The sequence below is a fragment of the Algoriphagus locisalis genome (assembly GCF_900116615.1).
Taxonomy (GTDB): domain Bacteria; phylum Bacteroidota; class Bacteroidia; order Cytophagales; family Cyclobacteriaceae; genus Algoriphagus; species Algoriphagus locisalis.
On the sequence record NZ_FPBF01000002.1, the window covers coordinates 212,882 to 227,372 of the forward strand.

At 43.5% G+C, this 14,491-nt stretch carries 7 protein-coding genes; 5 read left to right on the top strand and 2 right to left on the bottom strand.

Features of this window, described 5'->3' with window-relative positions:
• The first annotated feature begins 113 nt into the window (after positions 1-113).
• The 5 genes from BM386_RS05825 (at position 114) to BM386_RS05845 (ending at position 11,086) form a co-directional block, all read left to right on the top strand.
• A complete protein-coding gene (locus tag BM386_RS05825; RefSeq protein ID WP_091692137.1) occupies positions 114-704 on the top strand; it encodes a hypothetical protein in 591 nt (196 codons plus the stop codon).
• The gene (locus BM386_RS05830; protein WP_091692138.1) at positions 701-4,000 is read left to right on the top strand and encodes a VCBS repeat-containing protein; all 3,300 of its coding nucleotides are present in this window, start codon (positions 701-703) and stop codon (positions 3,998-4,000) included. The genes BM386_RS05825 and BM386_RS05830 overlap by 4 nt, the downstream gene beginning before the upstream one ends.
• A gap of 10 nt (positions 4,001-4,010) precedes the next feature.
• Entirely contained in the window at positions 4,011-7,274 is a 3,264-nt protein-coding gene (locus tag BM386_RS05835; RefSeq protein ID WP_091692139.1) for a VCBS repeat-containing protein, read from the top strand.
• Between the two features lie 123 nt (positions 7,275-7,397).
• Positions 7,398-8,738 carry a vanadium-dependent haloperoxidase gene (locus BM386_RS05840; protein WP_091692140.1) on the top strand — a complete coding sequence of 447 codons (1,341 nt, stop codon included), beginning with the start codon at positions 7,398-7,400 and terminating at the stop codon, positions 8,736-8,738.
• Positions 8,739-8,911: 173 nt separating this feature from the next.
• Positions 8,912-11,086 carry a bifunctional alpha,alpha-trehalose-phosphate synthase (UDP-forming)/trehalose-phosphatase gene (locus tag BM386_RS05845; protein ID WP_091692141.1) on the top strand — a complete coding sequence of 725 codons (2,175 nt, stop codon included), beginning with the start codon at positions 8,912-8,914 and terminating at the stop codon, positions 11,084-11,086.
• A 319-nt stretch (positions 11,087-11,405) separates the two neighbouring features.
• Here the strand turns inward: BM386_RS05845 and BM386_RS05850 are convergent, their stop codons facing one another.
• Entirely contained in the window at positions 11,406-12,299 is an 894-nt protein-coding gene (locus BM386_RS05850) for an N-acetylmuramoyl-L-alanine amidase (protein ID WP_091692142.1), read from the bottom strand.
• A gap of 282 nt (positions 12,300-12,581) precedes the next feature.
• Positions 12,582-14,363 carry a glycoside hydrolase family 15 protein gene (locus BM386_RS05855; protein WP_091692839.1) on the bottom strand — a complete coding sequence of 594 codons (1,782 nt, stop codon included), beginning with the start codon at positions 14,361-14,363 and terminating at the stop codon, positions 12,582-12,584.
• Positions 14,364-14,491 lie beyond the last annotated feature (128 nt).

Below are 14,491 nucleotides of genomic sequence, written 5' to 3' on the forward strand. Positions count from 1 at the left end.
CATTAGAGTTCTAGATTGCACCCGATTAAATTTCCGTTTTTCAGCACATAGTCTATCTTAATGCTTCAATTGCCAGACAAATAGTACGCTGTCCGACGACCGAATTACACCCAATGAAAACCCCGAAACACCAATTCACATTACATCTGCTTGTCCTACTTTCGTTGAGTATTATTGCTTTCTCCTGCCAGTCAGAGTATAAACAACTAGAGGCTGAGCAGCTCGCTTCAGAAAAAACTTACAATGAAATCTTCCTAAATCTAGAGCTCGGAATGGACAAAAAAGACTTTTACGAGAAGTGCTGGGAAATGAATAAGCAAGGAATCCTAGTCAATGGACCCACCGAATTATCCGTAGAATACAACGTAGAAATGCCATCTGCCATACCTACAAAAATGCGCTTTTACCCTAAATTCGAACAGGATAAAATCTACCTAATGCCAGTTGACTATTCCTATACGGGATGGGCACCTTGGAACGAAGAACTAGCCGTAGAAAAACTCAGAGCAGACGTAGTTGCCCTGTATGAACAATGGTACGGAGAAGGCTTTATAGAAGTCAGCAGCGAGGATGGTTCGCAGCTCGTCTTTGTTAAAATAGACGGCAATCGAAGGGTAAGGATTTTTAAAAAGAATCTTTCAACCGTCAGAGCCGAAATCGTCGATCTGAAGATTCAAAAGCAGCTTGAAGAGAACCCATCATGAATAATAAATTACTTGTATTCTTCATTCTCACAATTTCCCTGTCTTGTGCAGAAAAAAAAGAAGAAGCTCCTACCCTATTCCAATCCATTGATCCGGCTTCTTCAGGAATATCCTTCCGAAATGACCTACCCTTCGACGAAGAATTCAACATCTTCACCTACCGAAATTTCTATAACGGTGGCGGAGTAGCGCTGGGTGATGTAAATAACGACGGACTTCTTGATATCTATTTTACGGCCAACCTAGGTCCAAATAAGCTGTACCTGAACAAAGGAGATTTCAAATTTGAAGATGTAACTGATATTTCCGGAACTGGAGGATCTAGAGCCTGGAGCACTGGAGTGTCCATGGCCGATGTGAATGCTGATGGATTGTTGGATATTTATGTCTGCAATTCCGGTGACATCTCTGGGGACAACAAACAGAATGAGCTTTTTATAAATCGGGGGGATGGCACATTCACCGAGGAAGCTGAAGCCTATGGCTTAGCAGATCAAGGCTTTTCCACTCACGCTGTATTTTTTGACTACGACAAAGACGGAGACCTGGACGTTTACTTGCTGAACAACAGTTACCAGGCAATCGGCAGCTTCAACAAAATGCAAAACGAGCGCCCAAAGCGTGATTCGGTGGGCGGAGATAAGCTATTCAGAAATGATAATGGCAAATTCATCGATGTCAGTGAAGAAGCTGGAATCTACGGATCGATCATAGGCTTTGGGTTGGGGATTACCATTGGTGATGTCAATCAGGATTCATGGCCGGATATCTTCATTTCCAATGATTTCTTTGAAAAAGATTACCTCTACATCAATAATCAGGATGGAACCTTTACGGAGTCATTGGAAACAGCCATGCGCTCCATTTCTGCAGCATCAATGGGTGCAGATATAGCCGATATCAACGGAGATGGATTACTGGATATTTTTGTCACAGATATGCTTCCAGAGCCTCAATCACGTCTGAAGCAAATAACCACTTTTGAAAACTGGGATAAATTTAAATTCAATAAAACTCACGGATATCATTACCAATTTTCCCGAAACATGCTCCATATCAACAATGGAGATGGCACTTTCAGCGAAATGGGCAGGCTTGCAAATTTGGAAGCTACTGACTGGAGCTGGGGAGCATTGATTTTTGATATGGATAATGATGGCAAGCGGGACCTCTTCGTGGCAAATGGGATATATCAGGACATCACGGATCTGGATTACCTGAATTTCATCGATGACGATGCTACCAAAAGCAAAATCATCTCTCAGGAAGGGGTAGATTACAAAGCTCTGATTGATCCTATTCCAATTAATCCTGTTCCTAACTATGCGTTTAGAAATCTGGGGGACTTGGAGTTTGAAAATAGTACCGACGCCTGGGGACTTGGCGAAGCAATTCACTCTAACGGAGGAGCCTATGGCGATTTGAACAATGACGGCACACTCGACCTAGTCGTTAACAACGTCAACAATCCCCCTTCCATCTTCAAAAACCTAGGGCGGGAACAAAATCCTGATAATCATTTCCTTCAGATTCAACTGATCGGAAAAGATAAAAACACACACGCCATTGGAGCGCAAGTAAAACTGATCGCTGGTGAGCAGATTTTCTACACTGAGCAAATGCCAAACCGGGGTTTTGAGTCTTCCGTAGATCCAAAATTGACAATCGGCCTGGGAGATGTGAGAAAGTTGGATCTCCTGAAAATCCTATGGCCTGATGGTAGTTTTACCCAGCTCGAAAATGTTCAGGTAGATCAATTACTTAAACTAGATTGGAATGAAGCAAAGCCTCTGGCTGAAGGGCAGCGTTTCTTCGAGCAAGCCGCAGCTCCAATGTTCCAAATGGAAAATGAGCCAAACCTTGACTTTACCCATAAAGAAAATCCCATGGTGGATTTTGATCGTGACCGTCTCACATTTCACATGTATTCTACTGAGGGGCCGGCTTTTGCTAAAGCAGATCTCAACGGAGACGGTATTGAGGATTTATTTTTTGGCGGAGCCAAAGGATACTCAGGTAAACTATACCTCAGCACAGCATCAGGCAAATACAAAATATCCGAGCAAGGGGCATTCGAAGGAGATGCGATTTCCGAAGATGTTGATGCTGTGTTTTTCGATGCAAACGGAGACGGAACTTTGGACCTGCTGGTCGCTTCCGGCGGCAACGAATCAGGACTGGGAGCCCCCGAGCTCACAGACAGACTTTACCTGAACGACGGCAAAGGCAATTTTACCAAAAGCGACCAACCAGCCTTCAATTTGAACCGGGGAAGCAGCTCAGTGGTACGAGTACTTGACCTCAATGCAGATGGCTTTCCAGATTTGTTCATTGGGGGCAGACTGGTTCCCTTCGTCTATGGAGCACCGGCTAGCAGCAGCATTTGGATCAATGATGGTCAGGGCAATTTCACAGATGAAACGGCAACTTTTGCACCGGAACTAAAAGAAATCGGCCTGATCACCGATGCCCAAGTGCTGGACTGGGACAATGACGGCGCCGATGATCTGGTGCTTGTGGGCGAATGGTTGGCTCCTGTTTTCTTCAGAAATACGGGTGGCAAATTGCAAAAAATAGAGATGCCAGAACTGCAAAACCTCAAGGGCTGGTACAGAGCTCTGGAGGTGGCAGACTTGGATGGCGATGGACTTCCCGATTTGATTTTAGGAAATAACGGGCTGAATTCCCGTTTCAAAGCTTCTGAAAGCACCCCAGTCCGAATGTATCTAAATGATTTTGATCAGAACGGCTCGATAGAACAAATATTTACACGCCAAGAAGGTGATGTTCAGGTCCCTTATGCACTGAAGCATGAGCTGGAAAGGCAAATACCTTCTGTGAAAAAGCAGTACATGCGATACAGTACATACAATAATGAGACGCTCACGGATATTTTCCCTAAAGAGGTTTTGGATAGATCCATAATCTCCGAGCTAAACAATCTAGCTTCGGGTGCACTCATGAACGAAGGAAACGGTAAATTCTCCTGGAAACCTTTCCCTAGATTGGCTCAGCGTTCGTATGTCTTTGCCATCCAGGTGACAGATCTGAATGAAGATGGAAACCTAGACTTGATTCTTGGAGGAAATTTATTTCATGCTAAACCAGAAGTGGGAAAATATGATGCCAGCTACGGGGATGTACTTTTGGGTAAGGGCGACGGGACGTTTGATTTCTGGCCAAATGCGGAACACGGCCTGCAGCTCGAAGGTGACATACGAGCATTTGCTGAGCTGGATAAAGGCAAGTTATTGGTAGTGAAAAACAGCGCAAAAGCTGAGATCTGGAAGTATTGAGCTTGAAAAAATGAGGAGATTATCAGTCGTATTTCTAATAGGATTAGGGGTTGTTTTTTCTTGCCAGGAGAAAAAAGAGGAGACACTTTTTCAGCTGATGGATAATGAGCAAATCGGGATAAACTTTGAAAACACCCTCACCTCAACTGACTCCCTCAACATCCTCGAATATCTGTATTTCTATAACGGTGGCGGAGTGGCTGCCGGTGACATCAATAATGACGGATTGGTAGATTTGTATTTTGCTGGCAACCAAGTTTCAAACAGACTTTACCTCAACAAAGGCAATTTTCAATTTGAAGACATCACCAAATACGCTGGAGTAAGCGGAAACGGAGGATGGTCCACCGGAGTGACCATGGCCGATGTAAATGGTGATGGTTTGCTGGATATCTATGTCTCTCAAATCGGCAATTACAAAGGGCTAATCGGGAGAAATAGGCTTTACATCAATCAAGGAAACAATCAATTTAAAGATCAGGCAGATGAATATGGGGTGGATTTTGTGGGATTCAGTACTCAGGCAGTTTTTTTAGATTATGATCGGGATGGAGACTTAGACTTATACCTGCTGAATCACTCCGTGAAATCCCCAGAGGTATTTGCGCAAGCTAAGCAACGAACCATCCCACACGAATTGGGAGATAAATTATTTAATAATTTAATCTCTGAAGGCCAAATTGGCTTTGAAGATGTAACTGAAGCTTCAGGTATTTATTCCAGTATTCTTGGTTTTGGGCTTGGAGTGGGTGTAGCAGATTTCAATGATGACGGCTGGCCAGATATTTACGTTTCTAACGACTTCACCGAAAACGACTACCTCTACCTGAATCAGCAAGATGGCACCTTCAAAGAATCGTTAGAAAACCTCATTTCCAGTACCAGCCGATACAGTATGGGAAATGATCTGGCGGATTTAAATGGAGATGGATTACCTGAGATTTTCACAACAGACATGTTGCCTATTGATCCATCCATCTGGATGAAATCCGTGGGAGAAGACAAGCAGGAAGTCTATCAAATCAAAAAGAAATTTGGTTATTCCGATCAATACGTCAGAAATCATCTACAACTCAACCAAGGTAAAGAGGGCTTCAGTGAGATTGCCCTTTTTTCCGGAGTCTTTGCTTCTGACTGGAGCTGGTCTCCCCTGATTTTTGACATGGATAATGACGGACTGCCTGACATTCATATCACTAACGGAATAGAAAAGCGACCAAACGACCTGGATTTTATCCAATACAGCCAACAGGCAGCATCGACTAGTAGCATGACTGAGATCCGCCGTAAGCAAATCGAAATGCTTCCAACGGTCAAATTGCCAAATTTAAGCTACCGGAACCAAGGTGGATTGCGCTTTAAAGACGAATCCAAAACTTGGGGTTTAGATCAACCCAGCTATTCCAATGGCTCTGCATACGCAGATTTGGACAATGACGGTGACCTGGATTTGATCATCAATAACCTAAATCAACCTCCATTTATTTATCAAAATCATTCAGAAAAATCAGGAAATTCCTTTGTCCGGGTTAATCTCGCAGCAAAAGGAAAAAACACTCTAGGACTGGGAGCCAAAGTAGGCGTTTACTTCGATGGAAGATCCATTTTCCAGCAATATTCCGGAAGCCGGGGGTTCATGTCTGGCACTTCCTCCACCTTGGTTTTTGGCTTGGGAAAAGCGCAGGCAATTGATTCAATAGCTGTGGATTGGCCAACTGGCGAGCGTGAGATTTTCCAACTAGATTACATCAATCAAACTTATATTCTTACCCAAGGAAAAGGAAAACCAAACCTTAGCCAAAGAGGAGCGAAACAGCAAGTGGATTCATTTCCACAAATCCCATGGGAGCATCAGGAAAAAAATACGCTGGATGAAACCAAACGCGAGTATTTAACTCCAAAAAGTTTTGCGATCATGGGGCCTGCACTGGCCGTGGGAGATGTAAATAATGACGGTTTAGAGGATATTTATGTAGGAGGGGCTCAGGATCAAGCAGGTTCGCTCTTTATCCAACTTCCCTCCGGAGAGTTTATCAAAAAAGAAAATAGCATCTTCGACCAACTCGCTAAAGCGGAGGATGTCGTCGCAGAATTTGCCGACTTTGATGGAGATGGTAATCTGGATCTCTATGTGGGAAGTGCAGGAAACGAATATAAAAGCGGTGCACTATTCAACTTTGACCGCATATTTTATGGGAATGGCCAGGGGGATTTTCAGTTCAACCCGATGGCACTTCCCAAAATAGGAGAAAACACTTCTACGATAGCTATTTACGATGTTGATGCAGATGGTGATCTGGATATTTTTGTGGGTAGCTCTGTAGTCAGTGGGGATTACGGCGCGTCTCCGAAGAGCGTTTTACTGATCAACGTGGGGAGGGGAATATTTCAAGACAAAACCAAAGAATGGTTTGGTTCTGATGCAGATTTAGGAATGATCAATTCGGCAGTTTGGGCTGATCTGAATGCCAGCGGGAAAAGTGAATTGCTACTCACAGGAGATTGGCAAGGGATACGGACTTTCGAAATTATCAATAGCCAATCACTTCGCGAGAAAAAGGTTAATGGACTGGAATTTTCTGCCGGATGGATACAAAGCCTAGCGGTAGCAGACGTCAATGTTGATGGAAGACTCGATATTCTGACTGGGAATCTAGGACTGAATACGAAATTGAAAGCAAGTGTTGAAAAACCGCTATGGCTCTATCATGGGGATTTTGACGAAAATGGGCAGGCCGACCCATTAATCTTTCATTACATGGGTGATCGCCTTGTTCCTTTTGCCAGCAGAGATGATCTGATCAAACAGATTCCCGGCATCAAGAGAAAGCATAGCTCCTATCAAGACTATTCCGAACTGAAAGGTCCTATTGATCTTTTCCCGGAAGAAGTATTAAGCAAATCTTCCAAACATGCTGCCTATGAATTTCGCTCGGGAGCGTACCTTCAGCAAACTGACGGAAGTTTTAAATTTGACCCCTTTCCGGATCAAGCACAACTCTCTCCCATTTTCTCTGTCTCCTGGTCTCAATCAAACAAGTCAGTCTTACTGGGAGGAAATTTCACTGGCTTTAGAGTAGATCTGGGAATCAATACAGCAGCGTCTTTCACTTCCTGGCAGTGGGCAACAAATGGCTGGAAAGAAGCAACTTTTCAAAATAATATCCCTCAGAAATCCGAAATAAGAATCATAAAAAAAATTAAGATTGGTGAGCATTATTATGGACTTGCTGCTAGTAATTCAGGACCGATCTATTGGATCGCCCTAGACTAAAATCTTTGATAGTTGCTTAATTTCCAATAGCTTTGAATCCCAAACCGGAAGTGAAAAAACCCGTAAATCCAATCTAAAGAAGGATTTCGTACAGAAACAAAGCAAAAAATTAAATCCCAAAATATGCGTACCGTAAAATTTATGCTCTTTTCAGGCATACTCCTGATTGCAGCCTCTTGCGCAAAACAAGTAGATTATTCCCAAGCCATCACGGATGGGCAATACATCAGCGAGGCACAAAATAAAATCACGGAAGTAATCATTCACGATATTTTCTCCCCTCCTGTAGCCGCTAGAATCTATAGCTATGCTTCTCTGGCGGCTTATGAAGTAGCAGCATCCGTTGATCCGAATTACGTGTCGCTTCTAGGCCAGTTAAATGGATCAGAGAAAGTAGTTTTTACACCGTCTGAAAAAGTGTATCCACCCTTGGCTTCGCTGGCAGCCTATTATTACGTAGGAACCGGATTGATTTTTTCGGAAGAATTAATGAATGAGCACAGAGATGCCACCTACGAAACCTTGAAGGAAAAAGGTATTCCTGAGGATGTGTTTGAGGCGTCCATTGCCTACGGCAAAGAAGTGGGAGATGTGATTAAAGCGTATTCATCCAAGGATAATTATCACCAAAGTCGGTCTTTCCCAAAATTCACTGTAACTGATAAAGAAGGAACTTGGCAGCCCACGCCACCTGCCTACATGGAAGCTATTGAGCCACATTGGAATAAAATCAGAACCTTCGTTCTTGACTCTGCTTCCCAATTCAAGCCCTTACCTCCCCCTGCATTTTCCACTGATCCTGAAAGTGAGTTTTTCAAAGTAGCCAAGGAAGTATATGACGTGGATAGAGCTTCTTCCCAGGAGCAAAAAGAGATTGCGCTTTTCTGGGATTGCAACCCTTACAAAATGAATGTAAAAGGTCATGTGATGTTTGCGGAGAAAAAAATCACCCCAGGAGGACACTGGATGAGTATAGCTGCAATAGCATCCAAAGCTGCTGACAGAGACTGGAAAGGAACTGCCGAGGCATTGGCAATGACAAGCATCTCTCTGAACGAAGCGTTTATTTCTTGCTGGGATGAGAAATATCGCAGCAACGTGATCAGACCGGAAACCTACATCAATCAGCATATAGACGAGCAATGGGTGCCACTATTACAAACTCCACCATTTCCTGAGCATACCAGCGGACACAGTGTAGCTTCTGCAGCTTCAGCCTACACCTTGGCTCATTTATTTGGTGATGAGTTTCATATTGTCGATAGCTCAGAAGTAGCTTATGGATTACCTATTAGAGAGTTTGACTCTTTTTCCCAAGCAGCGGAGGAAGCTGCACTTAGTAGATTCTATGGAGGAATCCACTACCGGCCAGCCATTGAATATGGAATTACAGAAGGTAGAGATCTTGCAGCCTTCATCTGGACAAAAGTGGACACCAAACCGAAAAATGTAGCTAGTAACTAAGACCAAAAGCATCCGCCAAAACGGATGCTTTTTTGTTATCAAATCATGAAATGCGGTGATTGATTGAACTCATCAAGTCTCTTCTTGTTTATATTTTGAGAGTTATTCTATATCTTAACCTTTCACCTTTTTGAATTGGACTTTTCCTTTTCTTGTTTTTAAACTTACTATTCATGTCAAAAACCATTATCGTTTCCAATCGCCTGCCTATCAGTTTAAGACACCGCAACGGTCGATTTGAGTTCAAACCAAGTGCTGGAGGATTAGCTACAGGACTTGGGTCAATCTATAAAGAGGGGGAGAATATTTGGATCGGATGGCCGGGAAATACCGTTGACGACCCCGAGCAAAGAGCAGAAATCATCCTTGAACTTCACGACCTCAAAATGGCTCCTGTTTTCCTTTCTAAGGAAGATGTGGAAGAGTTTTATGAGGGTTTCAGTAATGAGACACTTTGGCCAGCTTTTCACTATTTCACCCAATACATGGTTTATAACCCGGAGCACTGGGAGGCTTATGTACGGGTAAATCAAAAGTTCTGTGACGCTATTTTGAAAAAAGCCGGACCAGATGACACCATCTGGATTCATGATTATCAATTGCTTTTGCTTCCTCAAATGCTCCGGGAAGTATTGCCAAATGCCACCATCGCTTTCTTCCAACACATCCCATTCCCATCTTACGAGATCATCCGGATGATTCCTTGGAGAAAAGAATTGCTTGAAGGCGTTTGCGGGGCAGATTTGATTGGTTTTCACACCTACGATGATATGCGCCACTTCCTTAGCGCAGTAGGTAGGATTACTGGATTATCCAACGAAAGCGGTTATATCCAAGCGGAAAACAGAATCATCAACGTGGATTCCTTTCCAATGGGAATTGATTACGACAAATTTGCGAAGCAAGCCAAAAGTAAAAAAACGCAGCGGTTTGTACAGGAATTTGGTAAGCAAGTGGAAGATCAAAAGCTGCTGCTTACCATCGACAGACTAGATTACTCCAAAGGAATTCCCCAGCGGATTCAGGCTTTCAACCAACTTTTGGAGCAGCACAAGGAGCTTCACGGCAAAGTATCTATGATCATGATCGTGGTTCCAAGCCGCGACAAAGTCCAATCCTATAAAGAACTAAAAGAAGAAATTGACCTATTGGTAGGTCGTATTAATAGCGAGTACTCCACATTGAACTGGGTGCCGGTACATTATTTCTACAGAAGCTTCCCATTCGAGGAGCTTAGCGCATTTTACAACATGTCTGACATCGCGCTGGTAACTCCGCTGCGTGACGGTATGAACCTAGTATGTAAAGAATTTGTAGCAAGCAAAACCGATCAGACAGGCGTATTGATTTTATCTGAAATGGCAGGTGCCTCCAAGGAGCTTCAGGATGCAATTCTCGTCAACCCCAATGATAGACAAGGCGTAGTCGATGCGATCTTCAATGCACTTTCTATGCCTCAGGCTGAGCAAATAGCCAGAATCAGCAGCATGCAGGAAAGTCTGAAAAAATACGATGTCTTCCAATGGGTGAAAGTATTCATGGATCGGCTGGACCATGTGAAGAGAAAGCAGGAAGACCTTACCTCCAAAGATGTGGATGCTAAGGTGATGAATGAAATTCAGGCCAGTTTCAAAAAGGCAAAAAACGCTGTTTTATTTTTGGATTATGATGGTACACTTACCGGGTTTCACTCCGATCCGCAGAAGGCCTATCCTGATGAAGAGTTGAAAAAAATAGTGAAAGAATTAAGCGAGCTGGCTCAAGTGGTAGTCATTTCAGGAAGAGATAAGGACACACTTGGAAAATGGTTTGAAGGTCAAGCTATCGACATGATCGCTGAGCATGGGGTATGGGTGAAAAAGAAAGAGAACCAGGGAGACTGGGAGCTTTATGCCGAAGTGGAAGATGGCTGGAAAGAGGACATCAGACAGATCATGGAGTATTATGTACTCAGAACCCCTGGTGCATTCATTGAGGAGAAACATCATTCTCTTGTTTGGCATTATAGAAAAGTGGAAAGCGGTCTGGGAGATCTCAGAATGCGAGAGCTATTCAGTCATTTGAAATACATGGCCAGGGGTTACAATTTGCAGGTATTGGAGGGAAATATGGTCTTGGAAATCAAACGCCCTGACATCAACAAAGGCCGTGCTGCCACGGCGATGATGAAAGGTTCGGAATACGACTTTGTTTTGGCTATCGGGGATGATTGGACAGATGAAGACACCTTCAAAGCAATGCCGAAAAATGCCTACTCCATCCGCGTAGGCTATGCATATACTCAGGCCAATTATAATATCAAATCATTTAGACAAGTGAGACAGCTGCTGCAGAAGTTGACTTCTTAAAACGGTTGATAACAGAATTAAAAAAAAGGGGTGAATGATTTTTCGCTCCTTTTTTTTTAGTTCAAGTCTATTGACGGTATGGTTCTATTGACTTGGACCTTTTTAAATGCAATCTTCAGACTGCCAATTAACCTAATAGTTTTTGATTATCACTAGCAGCGGAGCTCTCTATAAATGGGAAAATCAACAATTATTAGGTGATGCTGTGCCTTTAGGTACTCTTTAGCAGTCTGAAGACTGCAATACTTTAGGTCCAAGCCCGCCTGTCGTCGGACAGGTCTGAAGACTTAGACCAATCACTCCTCCGCGGCATAAACTCCTACAAATACTTTTTATACAGATTATCCAGAATTCTCTTATCTGTCTCTGTTAATGGCGATTCTATATCCCGCTGGATAAAATGCAGCTTAAATGATCGAACAGCTGCTTTTTCATCACTTACGTCGTAGCCTATTATTCTCAATGCCAGAACTGGATCCAGCGTATTAGACGGTAAAGAATCCGCAGTGGAGAGGGGAATTGAAGTAGAATTCTGGGAAGAAAGGACAGGAAAAACTTCCTCTTCATCATACCAAAGCCCGAATCCTTCTTCGGCCAGCTTTTTCCATGGAAAATAAGTACTTGGGTCAACTTTCCTCGATGGAGCTAAATCAGAATGTCCAATAAAATTGGCAGTGGGAATACCATACTTCCACTTGAGTCGCTTGAGCAAAACCAGCAAACTTTCTATCTGCGCCTGAGTGAATGGCTCACTTCCGATATTATCCAACTCTATTCCTATGGAAGCCGAATTCAGGTCGGTATCATTCCCCCATTTTCCTCTCCCAGCATGCCAGGAGCGCAGGTAATCATTCAGCATCTGCACGATCTCCCCATCTCTGCCTACGACATAGTGTGAACTTACCTGCGTGCGGGTGAGTGTGAAGGTATTAATAGTCTGCTCCAAAGAATCCTGCGCCGTGTGATGAATGATCACATAGTTAGGTTTTCTGACGCTGAAGTTCGTCGTCCCCACCCATTCATCAGTGATGCTGAGTGTATCGTAATCAAGTTCTACCTTTGTTTTTGGGATTTCTTGGATTGTAGCAGTGGCTTCTTTGACCGCTTTTTTGTGGGCTTTATTGTTCTCACGGTAGATGTCTTTTGAGCAAGAAATAAAAGCGAGTGAAATGCTCAGGAATAGAAGCGTAGAGAAAATTCTTTGGAAACTCATAAAGTGTACTAGTTAATCAGATTCGGAAGCTACAAGTATTGTACTAAGTCTAAAAACCAGCGATAGAAAAGTGATGGATTATGAGGATAACCTTTGAGATCTTTTTTGGATCTCAAAGGTTTATTGGTCAAAAAATTAAAAACTTCGAGGAGATCCCGAAGTCTGACGACATTCGGGATTACACCTCAAAGGTTACATCCAGTCCAAGTTTTGTAGAAGCGGGAAAACACTAAGTTGCGCCCTCCGTGTCACCCTCAGTGAACTTTGCGGTTCAAATGAGTATCACAAGAAATTCGGCCTATCCAGCTTTCTTCCTATCCGGAAGGCAGCGTTCATCAAGCCCACATGTGAGTACGCTTGCGGAAAATTCCCCCACTGACTTCCTGTCTTCTGGTCCACATCCTCAGAGAAAAGATGCAGGTGATTGCAATACTTCACCAGTGTCTCAAATCCTTCCACCGCTTCATCCAATCTACCAACGCATGCCAGCGCTTCTATATACCAGAACGCACATATCAGAAAAGTAGTCTCAGGCACTCCGAAATCATCCATGTGCTTGTAGCGATAGAATAGGAAGTCCTTTGCCAACAATTCATCTTCGAGGGCCTTCAGGTGATCATTTGCCCGCTCCAAGTCTTCCCCGAAATACCCCATCGTAATCAACTGCAATGTGGAAGCATCCATGTAGGTAGAACCTAATGCCTGTCCATAGGCTTTCTTCTCTGGCAGGTAGCAGGATTCAATCTTTTGAATAGCAACATCACGAAGCGCTATCGCTTTTTGGTACATGCTGTCGTCTTTCAGACGAATCCCGATTTTTGCGGCAGCACATGCTCCAGCCCAGTGAAACAAGAATGTATAACAATGCTCCTGGGCTAGATTTCTAAACTCCCAAAGTCCCGCGTCTTTCTCGTTCATGGTCGCTTCGATTTTATTGAGCAGGTTCATGATCATCGGTTTGGAGCTACTTCTCTCCTCCTCGGTAAAACGCTGATCCGAATAAAGTGGCAGCAAAGAAACCAAAACTTGACCGTAAAGATCATTCTGAATATGGGTATAAGCCTGATTCCCAAAGCGAACGGGCTTTTCTCCAAGATATCCATCCAAATCTGAGATCTCCTCTGTCAGCAGGGAATCCCCTGTGATGGAATACAAGGGCTGGTAGCGCCCATCGGGTCCTGGTCGGAGATTATGGATAAACTCGAAGTATTTCTCCAATTCCTCAAAGTGACCCAAGCTATTGAAACAGGTTAGTGTGTAATAACTGTCCCGAATCCAGCAGTAGCGGTAATCCCAGTTTCTGGTAGATCCCGGAGACTCGGGCAGACTCGTCGTAGAGGCGGCGATAATTGCTCCTGTATCTTCGTACTGGTGGATTTTGAGAATCAATGCAGAGCGAAGCACAAGCTTCTGATGGAAATTAGATATGCTCGTGGACTTTACCCATTCCTGCCAATAAGCATTGGTAGCGTGTAAAAACCGCTCAGCTGTAGTTTCTATAGGAGCCTCTAAAGGTCTTCCATAAGTGAGAACCAGGTAAATAGGTTTGTTCAGTGCAAAAGCTTTCCCATCCATAATATAACTCAAAGGGGCATTGGTAGAAAGTCTAAGCTCCTGGTCTGTATCCATAAAGCGGATGTGATTAGATCCCATGCTGGCTTTAAGTAATCTAGCTCCATGCTCAGCTGAAGGCTGACATTTAATCAAGATTTTAGGGGAACCGGATAGGGCTTCGATCTTTCTGATCAGCATCAATGGCTTGTAGTAACGATCGAAGTTTTTGAATCTGGGTGCAAAATCAGTGACAGCATAGCTTCCCTCCTCTGATTTGACCGTTGTCTTCAGGACATTGGTGTTTTCCAAATACTCCTGAGAAGACTTAAAATCTCCAGACTCAGGATGGATGGTAAACTGCCCACCCTTTTGTCGATCCAGCATGCCCCCAAAAATAAAATCAGAATCAAATCTTGGCAGACACATCCAGCTGATATTAGTGTCCAGTTCCACATGTGCGATAAAGGCGCAATTGCCTATTACCCCACTTCCATAGGTATGTTTGTTCATTAAGGTCAGGTTTGAAGTTGAAAAGTCTGGCTTTTGGGTCAGCATTCAAGAAAGCAAAAAAGGGGATAGCATGCAAAAATCTGCTTGCCCTATTCGCCTTTTATTCCCATAAATCCATTCTGAAAGCA

What these genes read in the sequence shown, in the direction of transcription:
- BM386_RS05825 (WP_091692137.1), top strand. Translation starts at nt 114, where the DNA reads ATGAAAACCCCGAAACACCAATTCACATTACATCTGCTTGTCCTACTT.
- BM386_RS05830 (WP_091692138.1), top strand. Translation starts at nt 701, where the DNA reads ATGAATAATAAATTACTTGTATTCTTCATTCTCACAATTTCCCTGTCT.
- BM386_RS05835 (WP_091692139.1), top strand. Translation starts at nt 4,011, where the DNA reads ATGAGGAGATTATCAGTCGTATTTCTAATAGGATTAGGGGTTGTTTTT.
- BM386_RS05840 (WP_091692140.1), top strand. Translation starts at nt 7,398, where the DNA reads ATGCGTACCGTAAAATTTATGCTCTTTTCAGGCATACTCCTGATTGCA.
- BM386_RS05845 (WP_091692141.1), top strand. Translation starts at nt 8,912, where the DNA reads ATGTCAAAAACCATTATCGTTTCCAATCGCCTGCCTATCAGTTTAAGA.
- BM386_RS05850 (WP_091692142.1), bottom strand. Translation starts at nt 12,299, where the DNA reads ATGAGTTTCCAAAGAATTTTCTCTACGCTTCTATTCCTGAGCATTTCA.
- BM386_RS05855 (WP_091692839.1), bottom strand. Translation starts at nt 14,363, where the DNA reads ATGAACAAACATACCTATGGAAGTGGGGTAATAGGCAATTGCGCCTTT.